This window comes from Dorea formicigenerans (assembly GCF_025150245.1).
Lineage (GTDB): Bacteria > Bacillota > Clostridia > Lachnospirales > Lachnospiraceae > Dorea > Dorea formicigenerans.
This window is the reverse complement of the sequence record NZ_CP102279.1, coordinates 2759297-2782096: the sequence shown is the minus strand read 5'-3', so window position 1 is coordinate 2782096 and position 22800 is coordinate 2759297. Positions and strand designations below refer to the sequence as shown.

Sequence of the window (22800 nt, the reverse complement as noted above, 5' to 3'; positions counted from 1 at the left end):
ATATGATGACGTTAGATGAAATTACAAAAAAAGTACTGGAACAGATCGATGCAAGTGGATTTAAACAGTCAGGTGCATTTAATTTACGACACAATGGAATTGCCCTCTGCCACGGTGACAGCGAGCATATCAAAATTAAGAAAAAGCAGGATAAGCCGGGCATCGACATTTATATCGATGGTAAGACAGATGGAGAAGAAGTACATATTCCGGTCGTTGTAGATGCCACAGGAATGACCGATGTGGTTTATAATGATTTTTATATAGAAGAAGGAGCAAATGTAACGATTGTTGCAGGCTGTGGAATTCACAACAGCGGTTGCAATGAAAGCCGCCATGATGGAATCCACACATTTCACGTAGAAAAAAACTGCAACGTACGTTATGTGGAGAAACATTATGGAGAAGGCGAAGGAACAGGAACAAGAGTCCTCAACCCGGTCACAGAAGTTTATCTTGGCGAGAATTCCGTATTTACACTTGATACCGCACAGATAAAAGGTGTAGATTCCACTGTACGTGAGAATAATGTATATCTGGAAGCAAACTCAAAACTGTACGTTATAGAGAAGCTGATGACACATGGAAACCAGGAAGCAACTTCCAATATGATGGTAGAAATGAATGGTGAAGGAAGTTCTGCACAGATCGTATCCAGATCCGTTGCAAAAGGCAGCTCCAGGCAGATATTTCACCCAAGAGCAGTCGGTAAAAATCTCTGCCATGCTCATGTACAATGCGACTCTATTATCATGGATCACGCAGAAGTCAGCTCTATTCCGGAGATTAACGCAAAACATGTAGACGCAGCAATTATCCATGAGGCGGCTATCGGAAGGATCAACGACGAGCAACTTGTAAAACTCCGTACACTGGGAATGACAGAAGAAGAAGCAGAAGGAGTCATAATCGAAAACTTCCTGAACTAAAAAATGTTAAAAAATAACTGAGGACGTAGTACTTTGTTAAAGTGCTACGTCCTCATCGTTGATTAGGGGTGTCCCTTTTTTGCCCCCTTTTCTATTTTTGAGCAAAGAAAAACACCATAAACCCTCGAGTTTACGGTGTCTTGCATCTTATGTCCAATGCGGAGAAAGGGACTTGAACCCTCACAGGATTGCTCCCACTAGAACCTGAATCTAGCGCGTCTGCCATTCCGCCATCTCCGCTCGACAAAAGATATGATATCATAGGTTGACGGAAAATGCAAACACTTTTTTGAATTTTTTTGAAAAATTGTTGTTGTTCTTTCGGTGGAAGGAAAGTTAATTACAAATGTCTTTTAATGGGCTGATCGTAATACCTTCTTCTGCCATAGCTTTTCGGATTTTCTCAACGAAAAGAAGAGCTTTTTCGCCATCACCGTGAACGCATACGGAATCAGCCTGAATGGAAATATCTTTTCCGGTGATTGTTGTAACTTTCTGCTCTTTTACCATGCGGATCACGCGGGCAATTGCTTCGTTCTCGTCTTTGATGACTGCACCTTCTTTGCGGCGGTTCACAAGTGTTCCGTCTTCTTCATAAGCGCGGTCTGCAAATACTTCGCTGGCTGCTTTAAGCCCCAGATCTTTTGCTGCACGGATCATTTCACTGCCAGAGAGTCCCATTACGATGATTTCCGGATCATAGGACTTAATAGCCTCACAGATAGCCTTAGAAAGCTCATAATCTTTTGCAGCCATATTATAGAGGGCTCCATGTGGTTTTACGTGCTGCAGGCGCATATTATGGGCTTTGCACATACCTCCAAGAGCGCTGATCTGATACAGAGTATACGCTTTTGCTTCTGCCGGAGAAACGGCCAGATTTCTACGTCCAAATCCCATCAGATCCGGAAATCCCGGGTGCGCACCAATCTGAATCCCGGCCTCCTTCGTTTGCTCGATCGCGGTCGTCATCACAACCGGATCAGATGCATGAAAACCACATGCAATATTCGCAGAAGAAATCAGTGGAATAATCTTGTCATCATTTCCAATCGTATAACGGCCAAAACTCTCACCTAAATCACTATTTAAATCAACTTTGTACATAATAACATAACCTGCCCTTCTTTTATAAAATTCAATAATTTATATAGAAAATCAGAAGGTTCTGTAGATATATATCTACCTTTCCACATACATGACTTCTACACAAATTATAAATATTCAAAACATTGACTAATTACATATATAATAACATAAAAATTGCATATGAGATATGTAAAACATGGATTTTCAACACGAAAAAAAGAGCAAGAAGCATAAGTCTCATCGGAATGTTTTGCATAACGGAGGCTGGGGTAATGCTTCTGCTCTTAGTGTTATTGTTTGAAAATTATTTCAGCAAGATAATTAATCAATTTTTAACAACCGCTCAATAAATCCAGTATCTGCATTTCCTTCACAGAATTCAGGATTTTTCATGATCCGGTACTGGAAGTCCAGATTTGTCTCAACGCCCAGAATCACCATCTCGTCCAGCGCAGACCGCATTTTCTGGATTGCAGCATCTCTGTCCGGTGCATGAACGATAACTTTCGCGATCATGGAGTCGTACTCGGAAGGAATGCGGTAGCCAGTGTAAAGACCGGTATCAACACGCACACCATTTCCAGAAGGAAGGTGCAAATGTTTTACCACACCAGGACTTGGCATAAAGTTTTTCTCCGGAATTTCAGCGTTGATACGGCACTCAATGGCATGTCCGCGTGGTGTGACCTCTTCCTGAGTGAAGCTAAGCGGCTCGCCCATGGCAACACGGATCTGTTCAATGATCAGGTCTGTGCCTGTAACCATTTCTGTGACACCGTGCTCGACTTGAATACGGGTATTCATTTCCATGAAATAGTAAGTTCCGCTTTGGTCAAGAATGAACTCGATCGTTCCGGCATTTGTGTAACCAACAGCTTTTGCGGCAAGAACGGCATCGTGGTTCATGGAAGCGCGGGTATTGGCTGTGATAGCCGGAGAAGGAGATTCTTCAATCAACTTCTGGTGGTTGCGCTGTACAGAACAGTCACGTTCGCCGAGAGCCACTACATTTCCATGAGTGTCAGCCATGATCTGGATCTCTACATGGCGTGGGTTTTCAATATATTTTTCAATGTACATGGTGTCATCGCCAAATGCGTTGGCAGACTCTCTTTGAGCCATGTTGAAGTTGAATTCAAAATCATCTTTAGAGCGGGAGACACGCATACCTTTTCCACCTCCGCCGGAGGAGGCTTTGATCATAACCGGATAACCGATTTCGTCTGCAAGCTTTTCGCCGGTCTCTACGTCGTAGACTGGATCTTTCGTACCTGGAACGACCGGAACTCCGGCCTCCATCATTGTCTTTCTGGCGTGGGATTTATTTCCCATGCTGTCGATAACATCTGCACTTGGTCCGATAAATGTAATACCGTGTTCTTCGCACAGACGTACAAAGTCTGAATTCTCAGAGAGGAAACCAAATCCAGGGTGGATCGCATCGGCTCCGATGTTCAGGGCAGCTGTGACAATTTGCTGCATATTCAGGTAATTGTTTCTGGCAGGGCCTTCACCGATACAGATACGCTGGTCGGCGAGCTGTACGTGAAGACTGTCTTTATCTTCTTTGGAATAGACTGCTACGCTGCGGATACCCATATTACGGCAGGCGCGGATAATACGAACAGCAATCTCTCCGCGGTTTGCAATCAATATTTTATGAAACATGGAACTCCTCCTTAGTCGTCAAGCTTCTTTACTTTAAAGAGTGGCTGACCATATTCAACTCTCTGTTCGTTGCTGACAAGAACGGCCTCGATCTCGCAGTCAAAATCACTTTCAATCTCATTCATCAGTTTCATAGCTTCCAGAATACATACAGTCTCGCCGGCTTTTACGCGGTCACCGACTTTTACGAAAGCTTTAGCTTCTGGTGAAGGTGCGGAGTAAAATGTTCCGACAATCGGGGAAGTAATGTATGTTTCTTCTTCCACTTCTCCAGAAGTCTCATCTGCAGTAGCAGCTTCCGGTGCAGCAGTTCCTGCAACCGGCATTCCCATACCTGGTGCAAATGGGACGGCAACGGTTTCGCCTGCGCGTTTACTCATTTTTATTTTAATATCGCCTTCCTGAATGGAAAATTCCTGCAGGGAAGACTCTTCGATAATCTTTACAAGCTTTTCAATTTTATCTAAATTCATGATGTCCTTCCTTTCTTTTTACTGGAATAATTTGCTGATTCGTTTTGCGACCAGACGGCAGTCCAGAACCTCTTTACAAGGCTGGTAGATCTGATGTCTGAATTCGTTCATTTCTTTTGCTTCCAGTGCAAGGAGTTCCTGAGCTTCTTCTACAGTAACTGCCTGGAACTTCACTTTATGATCTGTCTTTCTCTGAACCAGTTTTGGAATATCTACAGAGATGACCGTAGCAATCTTCGCATATCCGCCGGTAGTCTGTCTGTCTGCCAGCAGAATGATTGGTTTTCCATGGCTAGGTACCTGAACAGAACCGAATGCGATTCCATCAGAGATAATGTCTGTTGTTGACTTTGATGCAATAAATGGTCCTTCCAGACGGCAGCCCATGCGGTCGAACTCACTCGTTACAACATATTCGGAAGATAGAAATGTCTCTTTTCCTGCCGCGGTAAATGCATCGTCCTGTGGTCCCATAATCACGCGCAGTGTAATGTTGTCCTGATCAAACTCGTTGAGATCCAGGCTTCTAGACAGGAAATAAGGCAAGTATCTTCTTTTGGCACGGAAGCTGATATAGTCACCGTCTAAGAGGCGGCGTCCCTTAAATCCTCCAAGTCCACATTTGATGTTGGTAGAGCGGCTTCCCATAACGACCGGGATTTCCAGATAACTGGAAAATGCGATGTAGCCGCGGCTTCCGGTACGGCAGCCACGAAATGAGAGGATATCTCCACGGTGCATATAGAGCGCCGTATACATTTTCACAGGCTTTCCGTTGACCTGTGGCTGAAAATCACCTCCCGTGATAGCGATGATCGTCTCGGAAGTAAATTCCAGTGTTGGTCCAAGAAGAGTGAATTCGAGAACTGCTTCATTTTCCGGATTATCCAGAAGAAGATTGGCAATTTTGAAGGAGCGGCGGTCCATAACACCAGATACGCCGAACCCCTGGCTCTGATAGCCCGGGCGCCCACTGTCCTGTACAGTTGTAAGCATTCCGCCTTTTAAAATGCGAATTCCCATATTACACTCCTTTCTGGCGAATCACACACTCGTAAGTTCCCTGATTCACCTGTTCTTTAATCTCAAGAAAATCTTTTTCTGTGACCGGTACAAAATGAATATAATCACCGGCTTCGAAAAGGATTGGAATCTCGCGGTTCGGATCATAAGTCTTTACCGGAGTCAGCCCCAGAAGCTGCCAGCCTCCAGGGGAGTCGAGCGGATAGATTCCCGTCTGGGAACCGCCGATGCCGACGCTTCCTGCCGGAATCTTAATACGCGGATTTGCAAGTCTTGGTGTGTGGATCCGTTTGTCCAGTCCTCCAAGATAAGAAAATCCAGGAAGGAATCCGAGCATGTAGATCAGATAGTCTTCACTGCTGTGGATATCAATTACTTCCTGAGTAGAAAGATTGGCATGCATTGCGATATTTTCCAGGTCAGGTCCATATTCGCCACCGTAGCAGACCGGAATATCAAAGATCCGTGATGGAGCAGTTTCCTGGCTGACCTCAAGTTTTAACAGCTTTTCCAGACGCTCTTTTAATGCGCCGTAATTTACAACTCTTGGATCGTAGTTGATCAGAAGACTTGTAAATGCAGGAATCATATCTTTGACTCCTTCAACATGCTGGGCCTTCATCAGATGGACGAAGGCCGTAATTTTTGCATTGATCTCCGGGGAGATCTCCTGTCCGAATTCAATCAGGACAGAAGAGTCACCGGCTGTGTGGATTTTAATTTCTTCCATAAAAAACATCTCCTTATCCGAACAGTGCGCTCAGCTTTCCAAGGGAAGTGATTCCAAGGTATGCAGAGATTACAACTACAATAATTCCAAGGATCAGAAGCACGATTGGGTGTTTGTAGTTCTCGCCCATGATAGACTTCTTCTGAGATGCGATCAGACATACTCCCAATGTAATAGGAAGGATCAGTCCGTTGAGGGCACCTGCTAATACGAGCAGAGTTGCAGGCTGTCCGATGAGAGCCATAACAACGGTGCTAAGAGCGATAAATCCAACGATGAACCATTTTTCATTGTTGGCAATTGTCTTGCTGAAAGTTTTCAGGAAAGATACAGATGTGTAGGCGCATCCGATGATAGATGTAACAGCCGCACACAAAAGTACCAGTCCGAAGAAACGGTATCCGATCTGACCTGCACCCTGTAAAAATGCGTCGGCAGCCGGGTTGCTTGCATCAAGAGTTGTAGCCGGGGAAGTTGCAGTCTCAACAACAACGCCTAAGATTGCAAGGAACAGCAAGATACGAACAATCGTTGCAATTCCGATTCCCATAACAGAACTCTTGTTGATCTCTTTTAAATTCTCTTCTTTTGTAATACCGGCATCGATCAGACGATGTGCACCGGCAAATGTGATGTATCCGCCAACAGTTCCGCCAAGAAGTGTCAGAATTGCAGGGAAGATACTGTCCATAGGAGCAGTTGGTACAAATGTTTCCTTTACAGCCATTCCTACTGGTGGTTTTACAATCAGGATGACAACAAAAATAACGACGATCATGATACCACCAAGAATTTTTGTCAGTGTGTCCATTGCATCTAATGCATTTTTGTAAAGGAATACACAGATTGCGATTGCTCCTGCGAGGAAGCAGCCATATGTAGTCGGGATGCCAAGCAAGCTGTTGAATCCGAGGGCACCGCCGCCAACGTTACCAATGTTGAATACAAGTCCGCCGGCTACAACGAGGAAGGCGATCACATATCCAAGACCTGGCAGAACTTTGTTAGCAACATCCTGGCCACGCATACCGGATACGCATAAGACTCTCCATACGTTAAGCTGAACGATTGCTGCTAAAATAACTGATACTAAGATTACGAAGCCAAAGCTTCCTTTGAGGTTTCCTGTGAACTGTCCTGTCTGTGTAAGGAATCCAGGACCAATTGCAGAGGTTGCCATAAGAAATGCTGCGCCAATGAGAGCACTGGCACTTTTTTTGTTTGTGTTTTTCTCCATAACTACTCTTCCTTTCGATAAATCATTTTGTATAGTATACAATTATACAGAAACTCGGGGGAATACGCAAATAAAAAACAGAAAGTTTAGAAAAACTTTCTGTTTTTAACTACATTTTAACGGACTTCGATGCCATTTACCTCAAGATGGTCGTCAATCGCGATGACAAGACAACGTCTTCCATCGATTTCACGGGTCTCTACGAGGTCGGATCTTTCCGGATTAACTTTTACTACAATATCAGGTGTCTCAATCTGGAAAGTTTTGACACTGGCAATGTTGGAAGCAAGGAGAGTATTTTTCTCACCGACAGCTTCCTCAAAATTCTTATCGAAATGTTCCATTTTTTCTTCCGGGACTCCACTTCGCTCTAACAGGTGTTTCACGTCTGGACGGGACAGCTCCAGTGGGTCAGGAGATTCCTTGGCTTCTTCCATAAGTTCATTCAGATTGTCGTGGATATTGCGGACGGTGTCATAGTCACAATCCTCACCGAGTGTATCACTGACAAGAGACTGGAACGTTGTCTTTTGATCCTTTGCAGTAAGCGGTGTAATATTGCCAAGTACATTTGCAATAAAGTCAGGCTGGAGATCTTCTGGTTTCTTGGAGTAGTACAGGACGTGATGAACGTCACTTGCACGATCCTGGAAAGCCGGGAAGAGAAAACCGGTCGCAGGCATCTCCACGAACCAGTCACGGATACGGTCTTCAATATTGTTCTTTTCGGCGTTATATGTAAGTCCGGCTTTCGTCAATTTTACCGGGCAGATACTGCACATGATATGTTCATATACGGTATCGGAAGCGTCAAACATTTCCATATTATCGGAAGATTTCCCCGGCACATCGTATGCAGCATGAATCAATATAATATAGTAGTTTTCCGCGAATTCGTAGTTCTCAATAACCTTGTCGTAGAATTCTTCCAAAAGCAGATCATCAGTAAGTTTCGTATCGCGCAGCCTTAAAAGGAGCTCCTGCGCGCCGCCTTCCAGCTCCTGGTCCAGCGGGAATTCCATAGTCATCAGGTTCTTGCCAACAGTTCCGGATAATGTATGCTTGAAAATGTCAAAATACTTGAAAGCTTCTTCCTCCGGCATGGAAAGAAAAGCTTTTTTCATCTCCATTTTTTTCTCTTTTTCATGATCCACATAACAGCCGCAGATACGGGTAATTGTGCAGTTTTCCGGGGTAAACTGCTTGCGGATCTCCAAAACTTCTTTTTTATTCATAAATCAGATACACTCCCTTACGATATAGTTACCATAAAAGATAGTATAGAGAGTTTTCGGGGGAAAATCAATGGGTTTTGGAAGAGGAGAAAAGTCTGATTTAAGAAAAATGTTCTTGACAAAGCTTTTTTTGTTATGTATACTTTGAAGGTCAAAATAATTGAAACTCAAATAAATTGAAGCTCAAAGAAAAACTTCAGAAAGGAAAGATATGAGTGCAAGATTTTGTGGAACAGGCTCCTGTGTCCCGGATTATGTTATGGATAATGATGGGGTTGCAGAGCTTGTAGAGACAAGTGATTCATGGATCAGAGAACGGACCGGAATTGCGAGACGCCATATTGCAGTGAAAGAGACGACCGTGTCCATGGCGAATGAAGCTGCAAAACGAGCTCTTGATAATGCAGGAGTTTTGCCAGAAGAACTGGATCTGATTCTGATGTCCACGATTTCTTCGGATGTCATTATTCCATGTGGCGCATGCGAAGTGCAAAAGGCCATTGGTGCAGACAAAGCAGTCTGTTTTGATTTAAATGGAGCATGTACCGGGTTTGTACTGGCATACAATACAGCATTGGCATACATAGAAAGTGGGATTTATCAGACAGTTCTGATCGTAGGAAGTGAATCGCTGTCCAGGCTGACGAACTGGAAGGACCGTGGGACGTGTATTCTTTTCGGAGACGGCGCCGGTGCAGCAGTAATAAAAAAAGATGAAAGAGCCAGTTATATTCCGGCGGCACATTCTGACGGGACTCGAGGAGAGGCGCTTTTGTGTTACAGTAAGCGAGAGGAGAATGGACTTCCTTTTCAGAAAAATGATGAGATTGGCGGGAAACATTTGAACAGTGAAGACTATCTCATGCAGATGGACGGTCAGGGAGTATTCCGGTTTGCAATTAAGCAGGTACCGGAAGTCATTCAGGAAGTGCTGGAAAAAAATGAAGTAAAACCAGAAGAAATCGATTGGTACATTTTACATCAGGCGAACCGGAGAATTCTGGAAGCCGTAGCAAAACGAATGGGCGAACCGGTCGAAAAATTCCCAATGAACATGGAAGAGTATGGAAATACATCTTCCGCAAGTATTCCGATTCTGTTAGATGAAATGAATAGAGACGGAAGATTAAAACGAGGACAGAAAATCGTGCTGGCAGGATTCGGGGCAGGCCTGACCTGGGGCGCAACAATTATTGAATGGTAAAAGGAGAAAAAAATTATGTTAGAGCAGATTAGAGAGATTATCGCAGAGAATTTAGCAATTGATGTGGAGAAGGTTACAGAGAGTGCAGATTTCAAAGAGGATTTAGACGCAGATTCCTTAGACCTCTTCGAGATGGTAACAGCATTAGAAGATGAATATGAGATCGAAATTCCGGAAGAAGACCTTCCAACACTCAAAACAGTCGGCGACGTAGTGAAATACGTGGAAGCACATAAAGAATAAAGATATAGCCTTCGACAAATTGCAGACTCTTTTAGAAGTGTGAATGCAAGAAAGGAAACAAATTATGCAGACAGAAATAACAAGACTTCTCGGAATAAAATACCCGATCATCCAAGGTGGTATGGCATGGGTAGCTGAGCATCATCTGGCGGCTGCTGTTTCAGAAGCAGGTGGTCTTGGACTTATTGGTGCCGCCAGTGCTCCGGCAGAGTGGGTGCGCGAGCAGATACGGGCAGCACGCAAGCTGACGGACAAACCATTTGGAGTGAATATTATGCTTATGAGCCCTTATGCGGCTGATGTTGCGAAAGTAATTGTGGAAGAAGATGTCCAGGTCGTGACGACTGGAGCCGGAAGTCCGGGAAAATATATGGAAATGTGGAAGGAAGCAGGAGTGAAAGTAATTCCTGTTGTTGCTTCTGTGGCTCTTGCGAAACGTATGGAGCGGGCAGGAGCAGATGCAATTGTTGCAGAAGGCTGCGAGTCTGGCGGACATGTCGGAGAGAGCACGACTATGACACTTGTACCACAGGTCGTTGATGCAGTCGATATTCCGGTTATTGCCGCAGGTGGAATCGGAGACGGAAGAGGAATTGCAGCAGCATTTATGCTGGGAGCAAAGGCTGTACAGATGGGAACTGCATTTGTTGTCACAGAAGAGGCACAGGTGCACCAGAATTACAAGGATAAGATTTTAAAGGCAAGTGACATTGATACAAGAGTCACAGGACGTACAACAGGACACCCGGTACGGGCACTTCGCAATGAGATGACAAAAAAATACTTGAAGATGGAACAGGAAGGTGCTCCATTTGAAGAACTGGAACTTATGACTCTTGGAGGTCTTAGAAAAGCTGTCGTAGACGGTGATGTGAAGACTGGAAGTGTCATGTCAGGCCAGATCGCGGGACTGGTAAATGAGCAGATGAGCTGTCAGGCATTGATCCAAAAACTGGTCAGAGAAACAGACGCTTTGATAGGCACTCTGAATCTGTATGAAACCGAAGTGTAGTAATTGGAGGATAAGAAATATATGAGTAAGATTGCATTTATCTATCCGGGACAAGGGGCGCAGAAATGTGGCATGGGTGCAGATTTTTACGAAAACAGCGCCAGTGTCAGAAAGCTCTTTGATGAAGCAGGCGAACAGCTGGGGCTGGATATGAAAGCATTGTGTTTTGAGGAAAATGATCTCTTAGACCAGACAGAATATACACAGGCGGCTATGGTAACAACATGCCTTGCCATGACAGAAGTTCTGATGGAACGTGGAGTAAAACCAGATATTACAGCGGGACTGAGCCTTGGCGAATACGCAGCCATCTCTGTGGCCGGCGGGCTGGAGCCGATCGATGCGATCCGCCTTGTGAGAAAACGTGGAATTTTGATGCAGCATACAGTTCCGGCAGGAGAAGGCGCTATGTGCGCGATTCTTGGATTAGATGCAGAGAAAATCGAAGCAGTGACAGCAGAGATTGAAGGTGTGTCTGTAGCGAACTATAACTGTCCGGGTCAGATTGTTATTACAGGAAAAACAAAAGCAGTTGAAAAAGCGGCAGAACATTTGAAAGAGGCGGGTGCAAAACGTACCGTAATGTTAAATGTTAGTGGTCCGTTTCATTCTACGCTCTTACTCTCGGCGGCAAAGGAACTGGAAATGGAGCTAGATAAGACAGAATTTCATGAGCTTATGATCCCTTATATTACAAATGTGACGGCAGAAGCAGTTACGGATGTTCGTAAGAGTCCGGGATTACTTGTGACACAGCTTACATCGTCCGTTCGCTGGCAACAGAGCATGGAGAAAATGATCGCAGACGGAGTTGATACATTTATCGAAATCGGGCCGGGCAAGACTTTGGCAGGATTTATGAAAAAGATCGACCGAAGCGTCAAGGTCTGCAATGTAACAACATGGGAAGATCTGGAAAAGATCATATAGAAACAAGGCGAAAATGACAGGAGTTATAAATAAAATGGAAAAAAAGGTAGCAGTTGTGACAGGAGCTTCCCGTGGAATTGGTGCGGCAATCGCAAGAGAGCTGGCAGTAGCGGGCATGTATGTTGTGATCAATTACTGTGGCAGCGAGGAAAAAGCACAGGAATTAAAGACAGAAATTGAGCAAAATGGAGGAGAAGCTTCTATATATAAATGTGATGTTTCTGACAACGTGGCATGTAAAGAATTTATTGGAAATGTGATCGCAGAATACGGACATCTGGATGTGCTGGTGAATAATGCAGGTATTACAAGAGATGGTCTGTTGATGCGGATGTCAGAAGAAGATTTTGACGCTGTGTTAGATACGAATTTAAAAGGTGCATTTCATACGATCCAGGCAGTATCCAGACAGATGTTAAAGCAAAGAAGCGGGCGCATCGTGAATATTTCATCTGTAGTTGGTGTGTCTGGGAATGCAGGACAGGCCAATTATGCAGCTTCTAAGGCCGGAATCATCGGACTTACAAAAGCTGTGGCAAAAGAGCTTGGCTCCAGAGGAATTACTGTGAATGCAGTAGCTCCTGGATTTATTGATACTGATATGACGCAGAGCCTGCCGGAAAAGGTTGTAGAGGCTACGCTTGCCCAGATTCCTCTTGGAAAATTTGGAGAGCCTGAGCAGGTGGCAAAAGCAGTTGCATTTCTCGCATCGGAAGATGCTTCTTATATTACCGGACAAGTGCTGCATGTAGACGGCGGCATGGTAATGTAGAAAGTGATGCAGGGGAAGGAGTACAAAAAAGATGGCAAATAATAAAGTCTTAAAAAGAAGAGTGGTCGTGACCGGACTTGGTGCAATTACTCCAATTGGAAATAGTGTAGCTGAATTTTGGGACGGAATCCGCAAAGGTAAGGTTGGAATTGGTGAGATCACAAAGTTCGACACTACAGATTATAAAGTAAAACTGGCAGCAGAAGTCAAAGACTTTGTGCCGGGAGATCATATGGATAAAAAAGCAGCCAGACGTATGGAAGCATTTTCTCAATATGCGGTTGCAGCAGCCAGAGAAGCTTATGAAGATTCTGGACTGGAGATTGAAAAAGAAGACCCATTTCGCGCTGGTGTGATGATTGGTTCCGGAATTGGAAGTCTTCAGGTAGCAGAGCAGAGCTATGAAAAAATTCTGACCAAGGGACCGGCAAGAGTGAATCCGCTTATGGTGCCTTTGATGATTTCCAATATGGCAGCGGGAAATGTATCAATTCAGTTAGGATTCCGTGGAAAATGCAGCAATGTCGTAACTGCCTGCGCCACAGGAACGAACTGTATTGGTGATGCATTCCGTACAATCCAGTATGGTGACGCAGATATGATGCTTGCAGGAGGAACCGAAGGCTGTGTATGCCCACTTGGTATTGCCGGATTTACAGCACTGACAGCACTTTCTGCTTCTACCGATCCACTTCGTGCCTCCATTCCATTTGATAAAGACCGGGATGGATTCGTACTTGGTGAAGGTGCGGGAGTTGTAATGCTGGAAGAGCTGGAGCATGCAAAAGCGCGTGGGGCAAAAATTTACGCAGAAGTGACCGGTTACGGATGTACAGGGGATGCTTATCATATTACTTCTCCGGCAGAAGACGGAAGCGGTGCAGCGAAGGCAATGGAGCTTGCCATGGAAGAGGCCCAGATTACACCGGCACAGGTAGATTACATCAATGCCCATGGAACAAGTACCCATCACAATGACCTGTTCGAGACACGCGCCATTAAGAAAGCATTTGGCGAGGCAGCGAAAGACGTGGTGATCAACTCTACGAAATCCATGATCGGTCACTTGCTTGGAGCAGCAGGCGGAGTAGAATTTATTACTTGTGTCAAAAGCATGGAAGATGGATTTATCCATCAGACGGTCGGAACAAAAGAGGCCGATGAAGAATGTGACTTAAATTATGCAATTGGAAGTCCGGTAGAGAAAGAAATCAAGGCAGCCATGAGCAATTCACTTGGATTTGGCGGACACAATGCAACAATTTTAATTCAGAAGTATGAAGCGTAAGGGGGAACCTGGAAATGGATGTAGAACAGTTGATGAAACTGATTGATAAAGTCTCTGAGTCAGACCTGACTGGATTTAAATATGAAGAAAATGGTATAAAATTGCAGCTGAATAAGAAAGAGAACCTGGTGATGGGAACGACTGCGGCAGTGCAGGCTGTTACACCGGAAGCTGTGAAAGTTACAGGTGCTTCTTCTAAAGCAGCCACAGATTTAGAAGAAGGCGTACAGAAACAGACTGGGACATCTGAGGCGGCTCCTGTTGGAAATGTAGTCAAAGCTCCGCTTGTGGGAACATTTTACGCGGCTCCGGCAGAGGATGCAGAGCCATTTATTCAGGTTGGCGATTCCGTGAAAAAAGGTCAGTCGGTTGCAATTATTGAGGCCATGAAGCTGATGAATGAAATCGAGAGTGATTTTGATGGAACAGTCACGGAGATTCTTGTAAAGAATGGCCAGGCAGTAGAGTACGGCCAGCCATTATTCAGAATTGCGTAGGAGGTTATCATGAAACATTTGGATATTAAACAGATTCAGGAAATCATACCTCACAGACATCCGTTTCTGTTATTGGATTATGTAGAAGATTACGAGCCGGGTGAGTATGCAGTGGCGTACAAATGTGTTTCCTACCGGGAAGAGTTCTTTGCCGGACATTTTCCACAGGAGCCGGTCATGCCGGGTGTGCTGATCGTGGAAGCGCTGGCACAGGCAGGTGCGGTAGCGATTTTAAGTGAGCCGGAGAATCAGGGAAAAGTCGCATATTTTGGCGGAATTGATAAATGCAAATTCAAAGGAAAGGTCGTGCCGGGGGACAAGCTTCGTCTGGAAACAAGAATTATCCGGAAAAAAGGACCGATTGGTGTCGGAGAGGCTGTCGCTACAGTGGACGGTAAAAAAGTAGTCAGCGCGGTACTGACATTTGCAGTAGGGTAGGTGATCTGTGTGATTAAGAAGATTTTGATTGCGAACCGTGGTGAGATTGCAGTTCGGATTATCCGTGCGTGCCGGGAAATGGGAATTGAGACGGTTGCAGTATATTCAGAGGCAGACGCAGAAGCCCTTCATACAAAGCTTGCAGATGAAGCGGTCTGTATCGGACCGGCACCGTCATCTCAGAGTTATTTAAGTATGGAGAATATTATCAGTGCAACGGTGGTGAGTGGGGCAGACGCCATTCACCCGGGTTTTGGCTTTTTGTCAGAGAACAGTAAATTTGCAGAACTGTGTGAGCAGTGCGGAATTACCTTTATCGGACCGCCGGCAAATGTCATTGCAAAGCTTGGCAATAAACAGGAAGCAAGAAATACGATGGAAGCAGCAGGTGTTCCGGTCATTCCAGGAAGTAAGGAGCCAGTCTGTGAGGTGCATACCGGACTTTTGCTTGCACGGGAAATCGGTTACCCGGTTATTATAAAAGCTGCCCTCGGCGGAGGTGGAAAAGGCATGCGTGTGGCATATTCCGAAGAAGAATTCACGCAAAGCTTTCAGACCGCACAGAAGGAAAGCCAGATGGCGTTTGGCGATGATACCATGTATATTGAACATTTTATGGAGGAGCCGAGACATATCGAATTTCAGATTCTGGCAGATTCCTATGGAAATGTAGTGCATCTCGGAGAACGTGACTGCTCTATTCAGAGAAATCATCAGAAAATGATTGAGGAGGCTCCGTCAGCGGCGTTGTCTTCAAAGCTTCGAAAGAAGATGGGAGAGGCAGCAGTAAAAGCTGCGAAAGCCGCAGGCTATGTCAATGCCGGAACCATTGAATTTCTTTTAGAGAACAATGATGCCTTTTACTTTATGGAGATGAATACCCGAATTCAGGTGGAGCATCCGGTGACTGAGTGGGTGACTGGAATTGACTTGATCAAAGAACAGATCCGTATTGCAGATGGACAGAAGCTGTCATTTACTCAACAGGATATTGAAATCAATGGGCATGCCATTGAGTGCCGGATCAATGCGGAAAATCCGGAAAAAGGATTCCGGCCGTCACCTGGAACCATTACAGATCTTCATTTGCCGGGAGGAAAAGGAATCCGTGTAGATTCCGCAATTTACAGTGGATGCAGCATTTCTCCATATTATGATTCCATGGTTGCAAAGCTCATCGTCTGGGCGAAGAACCGGGATGAAGCAATCCAGAAAATGCAGAGCGCACTTGGAGAGGTTATTATTGAGGGCATCGACACGAATGTGGATTATCTCTATGAATTATTAAATAACCCGGTATATCAATCCGGAGAATTTAATGTGAATTTCATAGATACTATAAAGCATTAAGGCATACAACAACCGTGGAGTGAAAGAGTATAAGGAGTGGACATATGAAGTTAGATAATATGTTTAAGAAAACAAGACGTCCTTCCGGAAAAAAAGGGCATATCGGTGGGAAACACCAAAGCCCGGAAGTTCCGGAGGGACTTCTGTGTAAATGTAACAAATGTCAGAAAGCAATTATTACAGAGGACGTTATAACAGGCGGATATATTTGCCCGAAATGTCATGGGTATTTTCGCATGCCGGCACCGGAGCGGATTCGGTCAATTGCAGATGAGGATACGTTCGAAGAGTGGGACAGAGGAATTGAAAATACGAACCCGATTGGATACAAAGGGTATCCGGAAAAGGTGGAAGCATTAAAACAAACAACTGGATTAGATGAGGCAGTGGTGACTGGAAAAGCTGCAATTCATGGAATTGAGACAGCGCTTGGAGTCTGTGACGGACGTTTTTTAATGGCGAGCATGGGAGAAGTCGTAGGTGAGAAAATTACAAGAATGGTAGAACGTGCGACAGAAGAAAAGCTTCCGGTTATCATCTTTACATGCTCTGGCGGAGCAAGAATGCAGGAAGGAATCGTGTCTTTGATGCAGATGGCAAAGACATCCGCTGCACTGAAACGTCACAGCGACGCTGGACTTCTTTATATTACGGTGCTGACAGATCCAACAACCGGTGGCGTGACGGCAAGTTTTGCTATGCTTGGAGATATCATACTGGCAGAGCCGGGAGCACTGATTGGATTTGCAGGTCCTCGTGTCATTGAGCAGACGATCGGTCAGAAACTTCCGAAAGGATTCCAAAGATCCGAGTTCTTAAAAGAACATGGATTTGTAGACCAGATTGTAGAACGCCAGAAGATGCGGCAGACGCTGGGAAAAATCCTGAAAATGCATCAGACTGGAAATGAAAAAGTCGAAAAAGCAACAAAAGAATTTCAAAATAGAAAAACCAGATCAAAAACTCTGGAAGCCTGGGATCGTGTACAGATTTCCAGAAGAAATGACCGCCCGGTTGCAGGTCACTATATACAAGCTTTGTTCCAGGATTTTGTAGAACTGCATGGAGATCGGTATTTTGCCGATGATCCGGCAATTGTTGGAGGAATCGCAACCTTTCACGGAAGAGCAGTGACAGTCATTGCCCAGGCGAAGGGACAGAATACAAAAGAGAATATCGGACACAATTTTGGTATGCCGTCACCAGAAGGCTACCGGAAGGCATTGCGTCTTATGAAGCAGGCAGAAAAATTCCACCGCCCGGTCATTTGCTTCGTAGATACGCCGGGAGCATTTTGCGGAATTTCCGCAGAAGAGCGCGGCCAGGGAGAGGCGATTGCAAGAAATCTGTATGAGATGTCAGCGCTGAAGACCCCGATACTTAGTATTGTTATCGGAGAAGGTGGAAGCGGCGGCGCACTTGCAATGGCGGTTTCAGACCAGGTATGGATGCTGGAGAATTCCATTTATTCCATTCTTTCACCAGAAGGCTTTGCAAGCATTTTATGGAAGGACAGTACGAAAGCTGCGCAGGCTGCAAAAGTTATGCGTCTGACAGCAGCAGATTTAAAAGAAATGGGGATTGTAGAGAAGGTGTTTGCAGAACCAGAACATTTTACAGCAGAAACGATGAGCAATATTGCAGATGAACTGGAGAAAAATATCGAAGGGTATCTGGAGGAATATACAAACAAAGACATCCAAGAATTAGTGGATTCCCGATATGAACGCTTCCGTCGGATGTAAGCAGGATCTGAAATATATAAGTGCAAAGTTGTCTGTAAAATGCAAGTGTCAGAGAATTCAGAAGGAATGCAGGAGCAGGTTGACTTCTTTGACAAAAAACGTCTATAATGAAAAGCAAGTAAAGGATGAAGGAGCAGTGCGAATGAGTGATGTATATGCAACAATTAACTATGTCCTGGTGAATCTGATTAATGAGATCTGGGAGGTAGAAGGTAAGGCAATTATTACGGATGAATTTAAAGATATTACCAACAATGATATGCACGTCATAGAGGCAATCGGACTTGGAGAGGGCAATAATATGTCTACCATTGCAAAGAAGCTGAATATTACAGTAGGATCACTTACAACTGCTGTGAATAGTCTTGTGAAAAAGGGGTATGTTGACCGGTTCCGCAGCAAAGAGGATCGACGGGTCGTATATGTGCGTCTTCTGGAAAAAGGGGAAAATGCATATCATCATCACGAAGATTATCATAAGCAGATGACACAGGCCATTGTGGACAAGTTAGATGAGAGCGAGATCCCGGTACTGTTAAAGACGCTGGACGCACTGACTGGATTCTTTACCGATTATACAAGAGAAAGCAAAGAAAAATCGTCGGACAGCATGGATAAAGAATAGACAAAAAATGACTGACGATGAGAGAACGTATAGAAGAGTGAGGCGTACAATATGATCCGAGGCGTGATATTTGACATGGATGGCACTTTGTTTGATACAGAGAGGCTGTATACGATTGCGTGGAAGCAAGTCGGAGAAGAAATGGGGTATTCCATTACGACAGAACTTCTGAATCAATGCCGGGGAAAGACGGCAGCGATTATCAGGGGAATATTTGAAGATACATTTGGCAAAGAATTTCGTTATGAAGAAGCAAGACAGCGAAAAGATGAGATTTTTATGGAGATGCTTGCGCGGGACGGAGTTCCTAAAAAGAAGGGGCTTATGGAGCTCATTTCCTATTTGGAAGAAAAGAAGATTCCGGCAGCAGTTGCAACTTCTACAAGACAATCGCGTGGAGAAAAAGTTCTTCAAATGTCAGGAATAGCGGAATATTTTGCAGCATTTATCTATGGAGACACGCAAAAAGCAAGTAAACCAAAACCGGATATTTTCTGGAATGCAGCAAAAGAGATCGGACGTGATCCGAAGGAGTGTCTGGTAGTTGAAGATAGTATACCGGGAGTCATGGCAGGAATCGCAGCCGGTGGAGAAACGATTTATATTCATGATATGGTAGATGTGCCGGAAGAGGTACTGGAACATGCATCAGCCAGTCTGGAGGATCTGGGTCAGATCATTGAGTGGATGGAAAATGTAAAATAGGGAGATGATTTTGTGAATAAAGAAATCGAAAAGTTGCAGGAAATCATTGATGACAGTGAAAATATTGTCTTTTTCGGAGGAGCAGGAGTATCTACAGAGAGCAATATTCCGGATTTTCGAAGTGCGGACGGCCTGTATCAGCAGAAATATAAGTATTCACCGGAACAGATCGTCAGTCATACCTTCTTTATGCGCAATACAGAAGGATTTTATGAATTTTACAAAGAAAAGATGATGTTTTTAGATGCGAAGCCGAATGCCGCGCACAAAAAGCTGGCAGAACTTGAGCAGGCAGGAAAACTTAAAGCAATCATTACACAGAATATTGACGGACTTCATCAGGCAGCAGGAAGCAAGAATGTATATGAGATCCATGGAAGCATTCATCGCAATTACTGCCAAAAATGCGGAAATTTCTACGATGCAGCATATGTAAAGAACAGCAAAGGAGTTCCACATTGTGAGTGTGGAGGAGTGATCAAGCCGGATGTCGTACTTTATGAGGAAAGTCTGGATGAAAATATGATTGACAAGAGTATCCGTGCGATCAGCCAGGCAGACACACTGATCATAGGGGGAACATCTCTGGTCGTTTATCCGGCAGCTGGATTTGTAGATTATTTTAGAGGAAAACATCTTGTCGTGATCAATAAGAGCGATACGGCAAAATCAGTTCGTGCAGAACTTACGATTGCCGCACCGATCGGGGAGGTATTGAGTCAGATTACAGTATGAGTACATTAAAAAAAGAAATCGTGATTCGTGTTGCGGCATTAGAGGATGCAGAAGAATTGTTGGAGATTTATGCACCATATGTCAGGGAAACTGCAATTACATTTGAATATGAAGTTCCCTCCCCAGAGGAATTTCGTGAAAGAATTGCACATACACTTGAAAAATATCCATATCTGGTGGCAGAACATGATGGAAAAATCGTGGGGTATGCATATGTCAGTCCATTTAAGGAGCGCGCAGCTTATGCCTGGGCGGTGGAAACCTCCATATATGTAGATCAGAATTGTAAACGTATGGGAATAGGAAAAAAACTTCATAGTGCATTGGAACATTGTCTGAAAGAAATGGGAATTTTAAATATGGAAGCATGTATTGGATATCCCGAGGAAGACGATGAGTATCTGACAAAGAACAGTGCACAGTTTCATGAACATCTTGGCTATCGTATGATAGGAGAATTTGAAAAATGTGGATACAAGTTCCATCGCTGGTACAATATGATATGGATGGAGAAGAGCATTGGAATTCATGAAGAAATTCAAACGTTTCCAAAGAAATTTGATGCGGACATGTTGAAGGACTAGAATACAGCAGACTTGGATGGTAAGGTGAAATATATGGAAAATGAGAAAAAGCAGTTAAGACTTTGGCAGGGATTACTGGTAATCATCCTGGCAGGTCTGGAAGTATTTGTGTTCAGTGACTTTCTGCCACGATGGTTAGGAATGGGACGGTCTTTGATCGGAGAATTGATTTTACTGGGCACAGCAGTTGGAGCAGTGGCAGTGTTTGGTGGAAAATTCCGGTCGGTGTTTCCGATTCATAAGCCAAAGCTTACAGAGGTCATGGGGACGATACTGATTTACCTTGGTGCGAGTCAGGCAATTTCTGTTGTGACCATGATTGAAATGTATATTGCCCCGGAGATGGTTACTGAAACATCAATCGGATTAAGCAGTATGTTCACAAGTTCCTCCATGATAGTAGCAATTATAGTTGTTGGAATTGCACCAGCAATCTGTGAAGAAGCAGTGTTTCGTGGTGTATTTTTTAATTCTATTTGGAATCAGACACACGGAAAATGGATTCCAATTTTAGTTACAGCGGCAGTGTTTGGTCTGTTTCATGGAAGTATCATACGATTTTTCCCAACATTTCTCCTTGGAATTGTACTCGGATATCTTGTCTATGAGACGAACAACATGTTTTATAATGTGATGTTTCATGCAATCAATAATATCATTCCGGTACTGGTGCTTTATGGGATGCAGTTTTTGATGCAGCTGATGGCAAGAGCACTTGGAATGAATGGAAGTGGAATGTGGAACTTTGTAATGGATACAGCAACCAGCCAGGTTTCTCAGCTTTCACCGGCGTTTATGGGAATTTATATGATAGATGGCAGCGTGGGACTGGCAATTTTGTATCTGGGCAATCATGTGTTACATCTTGGGCGGGAAGGTTATCCAAAAGAATTATTTCCAAAAGAAAAACGCAAACAACAGTTCATCTGGCTGGCACTTGCCCTGGCTTTGGCTGTGACCGGAGGTATGATGATCATAGCAGGTACGATACAAGGTCTGCATTTTTAACGAAAGATGAAGCGGCTATTATAATTGGGGGTTTTACCTTCGCATCATATAGTGTCAGTAATTAAAGTATAGGGAGGAAAGAAAGATGGCGGCAAATGTATTAGACAGATTCGAATTTCGATCTGTCAGGGCAAATGAAGCAGAGGAAGTAGCAGAGATTGAGAAGATTTGTTTTCCACCACATGAGGTATGTTCTAAAAAAGATATGTTTGAAAGGGTGGAACATGCACCGGAACTTTTTCTTGTTGCAGTGGACAAAGAGACTGGGACGATCGCAGGATTTTTAAATGGACTGGCAACGGATGAAGAAGCATTTCGTGATGAGTTTTTCACAGATATAACAGTACATAATCCGAAAGGAAAGAATATTTTCCTTCTGGGGCTGGATGTCCGGCCAGAATACCGCAGGCAGGGTCTTGCGAGAGAAATCATGAACCAGTACGTAAAGCGTGAGCAGGCAAACGGACGTAAGATGCTGAAACTGACATGCCTTGAACAGAAAGTGGAAATGTATAAAAAAATGGGCTACAAAGACGAAGGTATCTCTGCTTCTGTATGGGGCGATGAAGAATGGCATGAGATGAGTTATGCTTTTTAAGGAGACACATATGAAAACATATCAGTTTCAACTGATAAATTGCAATAACCATAATATTGAAATATCAAGATATCTGCAGATTCTTACAAGAATTGAAAAAGAGGATGCAGACAGGATAGTATCGAATGTCCCGGTGGTACTTTATGATAATCTGGACGAGGAATGTGCGGGATATTTTGAAGAAGCACTGGATTATTATCAGGCAGAATATAAGATACTGTCGATGCCGGAAGAATGCGACATTCCAAAGTTCCCATCAAGACAGATAATCGTACTGGGACGAGTGATGGAATATTTTGGACAGCGCAGTGACTTTGTGCAGCTTGCAAAAAAATACGATTTTAGTAGAAAAATCCAATTATCCCAGACACCATTTGCGGCAAAAGATGGTCTTAACAAAGAGCAGGCGGTAAAACTTTGCCAGGAGTTTACCAACATAGGTATGCGGGCGCAGATTGTACGCAGTAAGAAGAAACCTGTGCCAATAGAAGAGAAGAAAAAGAGTTTTTGGAATATTATTTAATTTAGTCGTTGCGCAGCGTCATTGGCGTTATGCAATGCACTTAGCGTAAGAATGTGCCCTGGCACATTCTTTTTTCTAAGAAAAATCTAGAACACCGAGGCATTCTTGAATTTGCATATTTTTCTTGACTTGGAGTTCACTCCAGATGCTATAGTATGT

General features: G+C 44.1%; 25 protein-coding genes and 1 tRNA gene. 18 read left to right on the top strand and 8 right to left on the bottom strand.

Annotation, left to right across the window (positions count from 1 at the left end; all coding sequences use genetic code 11):
* Positions 1 to 2 precede the first annotated feature (2 nt).
* Positions 3 to 929: a SufB/SufD family protein gene (locus NQ560_RS13570; protein ID WP_005339494.1), complete on the top strand. Its 927-nt coding sequence runs from the start codon at positions 3 to 5 to the stop codon at positions 927 to 929.
* Positions 930 to 1086: 157 nt separating this feature from the next.
* Here NQ560_RS13570 and NQ560_RS13565 read toward each other — a convergent pair.
* The 8 genes from NQ560_RS13565 to NQ560_RS13530 all read right to left on the bottom strand — a co-directional run bounded on the left by NQ560_RS13565 (position 1087) and on the right by NQ560_RS13530 (position 8384).
* Positions 1087 to 1169 (bottom strand) — tRNA-Leu (locus NQ560_RS13565).
* A gap of 96 nt (positions 1170 to 1265) precedes the next feature.
* A complete protein-coding gene (locus NQ560_RS13560) occupies positions 1266 to 2036 on the bottom strand; it encodes a LamB/YcsF family protein (protein ID WP_005333160.1) in 771 nt (256 codons plus the stop codon).
* A 303-nt stretch (positions 2037 to 2339) separates the two neighbouring features.
* Complete coding sequence (gene accC / locus NQ560_RS13555) at positions 2340 to 3686, bottom strand: acetyl-CoA carboxylase biotin carboxylase subunit (protein ID WP_005333162.1); 1347 nt, start codon at positions 3684 to 3686, stop codon at positions 2340 to 2342.
* A gap of 11 nt (positions 3687 to 3697) precedes the next feature.
* Positions 3698 to 4159: an acetyl-CoA carboxylase biotin carboxyl carrier protein gene (accB, locus tag NQ560_RS13550; RefSeq protein WP_005333164.1), complete on the bottom strand. Its 462-nt coding sequence runs from the start codon at positions 4157 to 4159 to the stop codon at positions 3698 to 3700.
* Positions 4160 to 4177: 18 nt separating this feature from the next.
* Positions 4178 to 5182, bottom strand: a complete 1005-nt coding sequence (locus tag NQ560_RS13545) for a 5-oxoprolinase subunit C family protein (RefSeq protein ID WP_005333165.1) — start codon at positions 5180 to 5182, stop codon at positions 4178 to 4180.
* Position 5183: 1 nt separating this feature from the next.
* Positions 5184 to 5912, bottom strand: coding sequence for a 5-oxoprolinase subunit PxpB (gene pxpB / locus NQ560_RS13540; protein ID WP_040015492.1), 729 nt, complete (start codon positions 5910 to 5912; stop codon positions 5184 to 5186).
* A 13-nt stretch (positions 5913 to 5925) separates the two neighbouring features.
* Positions 5926 to 7149: an NRAMP family divalent metal transporter gene (locus NQ560_RS13535; protein ID WP_005333169.1), complete on the bottom strand. Its 1224-nt coding sequence runs from the start codon at positions 7147 to 7149 to the stop codon at positions 5926 to 5928.
* A 116-nt stretch (positions 7150 to 7265) separates the two neighbouring features.
* Positions 7266 to 8384, bottom strand: a complete 1119-nt coding sequence (locus tag NQ560_RS13530; protein WP_040015493.1) for a DUF4317 domain-containing protein — start codon at positions 8382 to 8384, stop codon at positions 7266 to 7268.
* A 211-nt stretch (positions 8385 to 8595) separates the two neighbouring features.
* Between NQ560_RS13530 and NQ560_RS13525 the strand changes: the two genes are divergently transcribed.
* The 17 genes from NQ560_RS13525 to NQ560_RS13445 all read left to right on the top strand — a co-directional run bounded on the left by NQ560_RS13525 (position 8596) and on the right by NQ560_RS13445 (position 22641).
* Positions 8596 to 9588 (top strand): beta-ketoacyl-ACP synthase III, encoded by a 993-nt coding sequence (locus NQ560_RS13525; RefSeq protein WP_040015494.1) that lies wholly within the window; start codon positions 8596 to 8598, stop codon positions 9586 to 9588.
* 15 nt (positions 9589 to 9603) lie between these two features.
* Positions 9604 to 9831: an acyl carrier protein gene (gene acpP, locus NQ560_RS13520; protein ID WP_005333177.1), complete on the top strand. Its 228-nt coding sequence runs from the start codon at positions 9604 to 9606 to the stop codon at positions 9829 to 9831.
* A 64-nt stretch (positions 9832 to 9895) separates the two neighbouring features.
* Positions 9896 to 10843 carry an enoyl-[acyl-carrier-protein] reductase FabK gene (fabK, locus tag NQ560_RS13515; RefSeq protein WP_040015495.1) on the top strand — a complete coding sequence of 316 codons (948 nt, stop codon included), beginning with the start codon at positions 9896 to 9898 and terminating at the stop codon, positions 10841 to 10843.
* Between the two features lie 21 nt (positions 10844 to 10864).
* A complete protein-coding gene (gene fabD / locus NQ560_RS13510) occupies positions 10865 to 11773 on the top strand; it encodes an ACP S-malonyltransferase (RefSeq protein ID WP_005333186.1) in 909 nt (302 codons plus the stop codon).
* A gap of 34 nt (positions 11774 to 11807) precedes the next feature.
* Positions 11808 to 12545, top strand: a complete 738-nt coding sequence (fabG, locus tag NQ560_RS13505; RefSeq protein WP_081445667.1) for a 3-oxoacyl-[acyl-carrier-protein] reductase — start codon at positions 11808 to 11810, stop codon at positions 12543 to 12545.
* Between the two features lie 31 nt (positions 12546 to 12576).
* Positions 12577 to 13833 (top strand): beta-ketoacyl-ACP synthase II, encoded by a 1257-nt coding sequence (gene fabF / locus NQ560_RS13500; RefSeq protein ID WP_005333189.1) that lies wholly within the window; start codon positions 12577 to 12579, stop codon positions 13831 to 13833.
* A 14-nt stretch (positions 13834 to 13847) separates the two neighbouring features.
* Positions 13848 to 14330, top strand: a complete 483-nt coding sequence (accB, locus tag NQ560_RS13495; RefSeq protein ID WP_005333190.1) for an acetyl-CoA carboxylase biotin carboxyl carrier protein — start codon at positions 13848 to 13850, stop codon at positions 14328 to 14330.
* Between the two features lie 9 nt (positions 14331 to 14339).
* Complete coding sequence (gene fabZ / locus NQ560_RS13490) at positions 14340 to 14768, top strand: 3-hydroxyacyl-ACP dehydratase FabZ (RefSeq protein ID WP_005333191.1); 429 nt, start codon at positions 14340 to 14342, stop codon at positions 14766 to 14768.
* A gap of 9 nt (positions 14769 to 14777) precedes the next feature.
* Complete coding sequence (locus NQ560_RS13485) at positions 14778 to 16118, top strand: acetyl-CoA carboxylase biotin carboxylase subunit (RefSeq protein ID WP_040015523.1); 1341 nt, start codon at positions 14778 to 14780, stop codon at positions 16116 to 16118.
* A 44-nt stretch (positions 16119 to 16162) separates the two neighbouring features.
* Entirely contained in the window at positions 16163 to 17863 is a 1701-nt protein-coding gene (locus NQ560_RS13480) for an acetyl-CoA carboxylase carboxyl transferase subunit (protein ID WP_005333206.1), read from the top strand.
* A gap of 142 nt (positions 17864 to 18005) precedes the next feature.
* On the top strand, positions 18006 to 18488 hold the full coding sequence (locus NQ560_RS13475) for a MarR family winged helix-turn-helix transcriptional regulator (RefSeq protein ID WP_040015524.1): 483 nt from the start codon (positions 18006 to 18008) through the stop codon (positions 18486 to 18488).
* Between the two features lie 51 nt (positions 18489 to 18539).
* Positions 18540 to 19193 (top strand): HAD family hydrolase, encoded by a 654-nt coding sequence (locus tag NQ560_RS13470; protein ID WP_005333209.1) that lies wholly within the window; start codon positions 18540 to 18542, stop codon positions 19191 to 19193.
* Positions 19194 to 19205: 12 nt separating this feature from the next.
* The gene (locus tag NQ560_RS13465) at positions 19206 to 19928 is read left to right on the top strand and encodes an NAD-dependent protein deacylase (protein WP_005333211.1); all 723 of its coding nucleotides are present in this window, start codon (positions 19206 to 19208) and stop codon (positions 19926 to 19928) included.
* Positions 19925 to 20512, top strand: coding sequence for a GNAT family N-acetyltransferase (locus NQ560_RS13460; protein WP_005333213.1), 588 nt, complete (start codon positions 19925 to 19927; stop codon positions 20510 to 20512). The genes NQ560_RS13465 and NQ560_RS13460 overlap by 4 nt, the downstream gene beginning before the upstream one ends.
* A 33-nt stretch (positions 20513 to 20545) precedes the next feature.
* On the top strand, positions 20546 to 21520 hold the full coding sequence (locus NQ560_RS13455) for a type II CAAX endopeptidase family protein (RefSeq protein ID WP_005333215.1): 975 nt from the start codon (positions 20546 to 20548) through the stop codon (positions 21518 to 21520).
* A gap of 85 nt (positions 21521 to 21605) precedes the next feature.
* Positions 21606 to 22118: a GNAT family N-acetyltransferase gene (locus NQ560_RS13450; RefSeq protein WP_005333217.1), complete on the top strand. Its 513-nt coding sequence runs from the start codon at positions 21606 to 21608 to the stop codon at positions 22116 to 22118.
* Positions 22119 to 22128: 10 nt separating this feature from the next.
* The gene (locus NQ560_RS13445) at positions 22129 to 22641 is read left to right on the top strand and encodes a hypothetical protein (RefSeq protein ID WP_040015525.1); all 513 of its coding nucleotides are present in this window, start codon (positions 22129 to 22131) and stop codon (positions 22639 to 22641) included.
* Positions 22642 to 22800 lie beyond the last annotated feature (159 nt).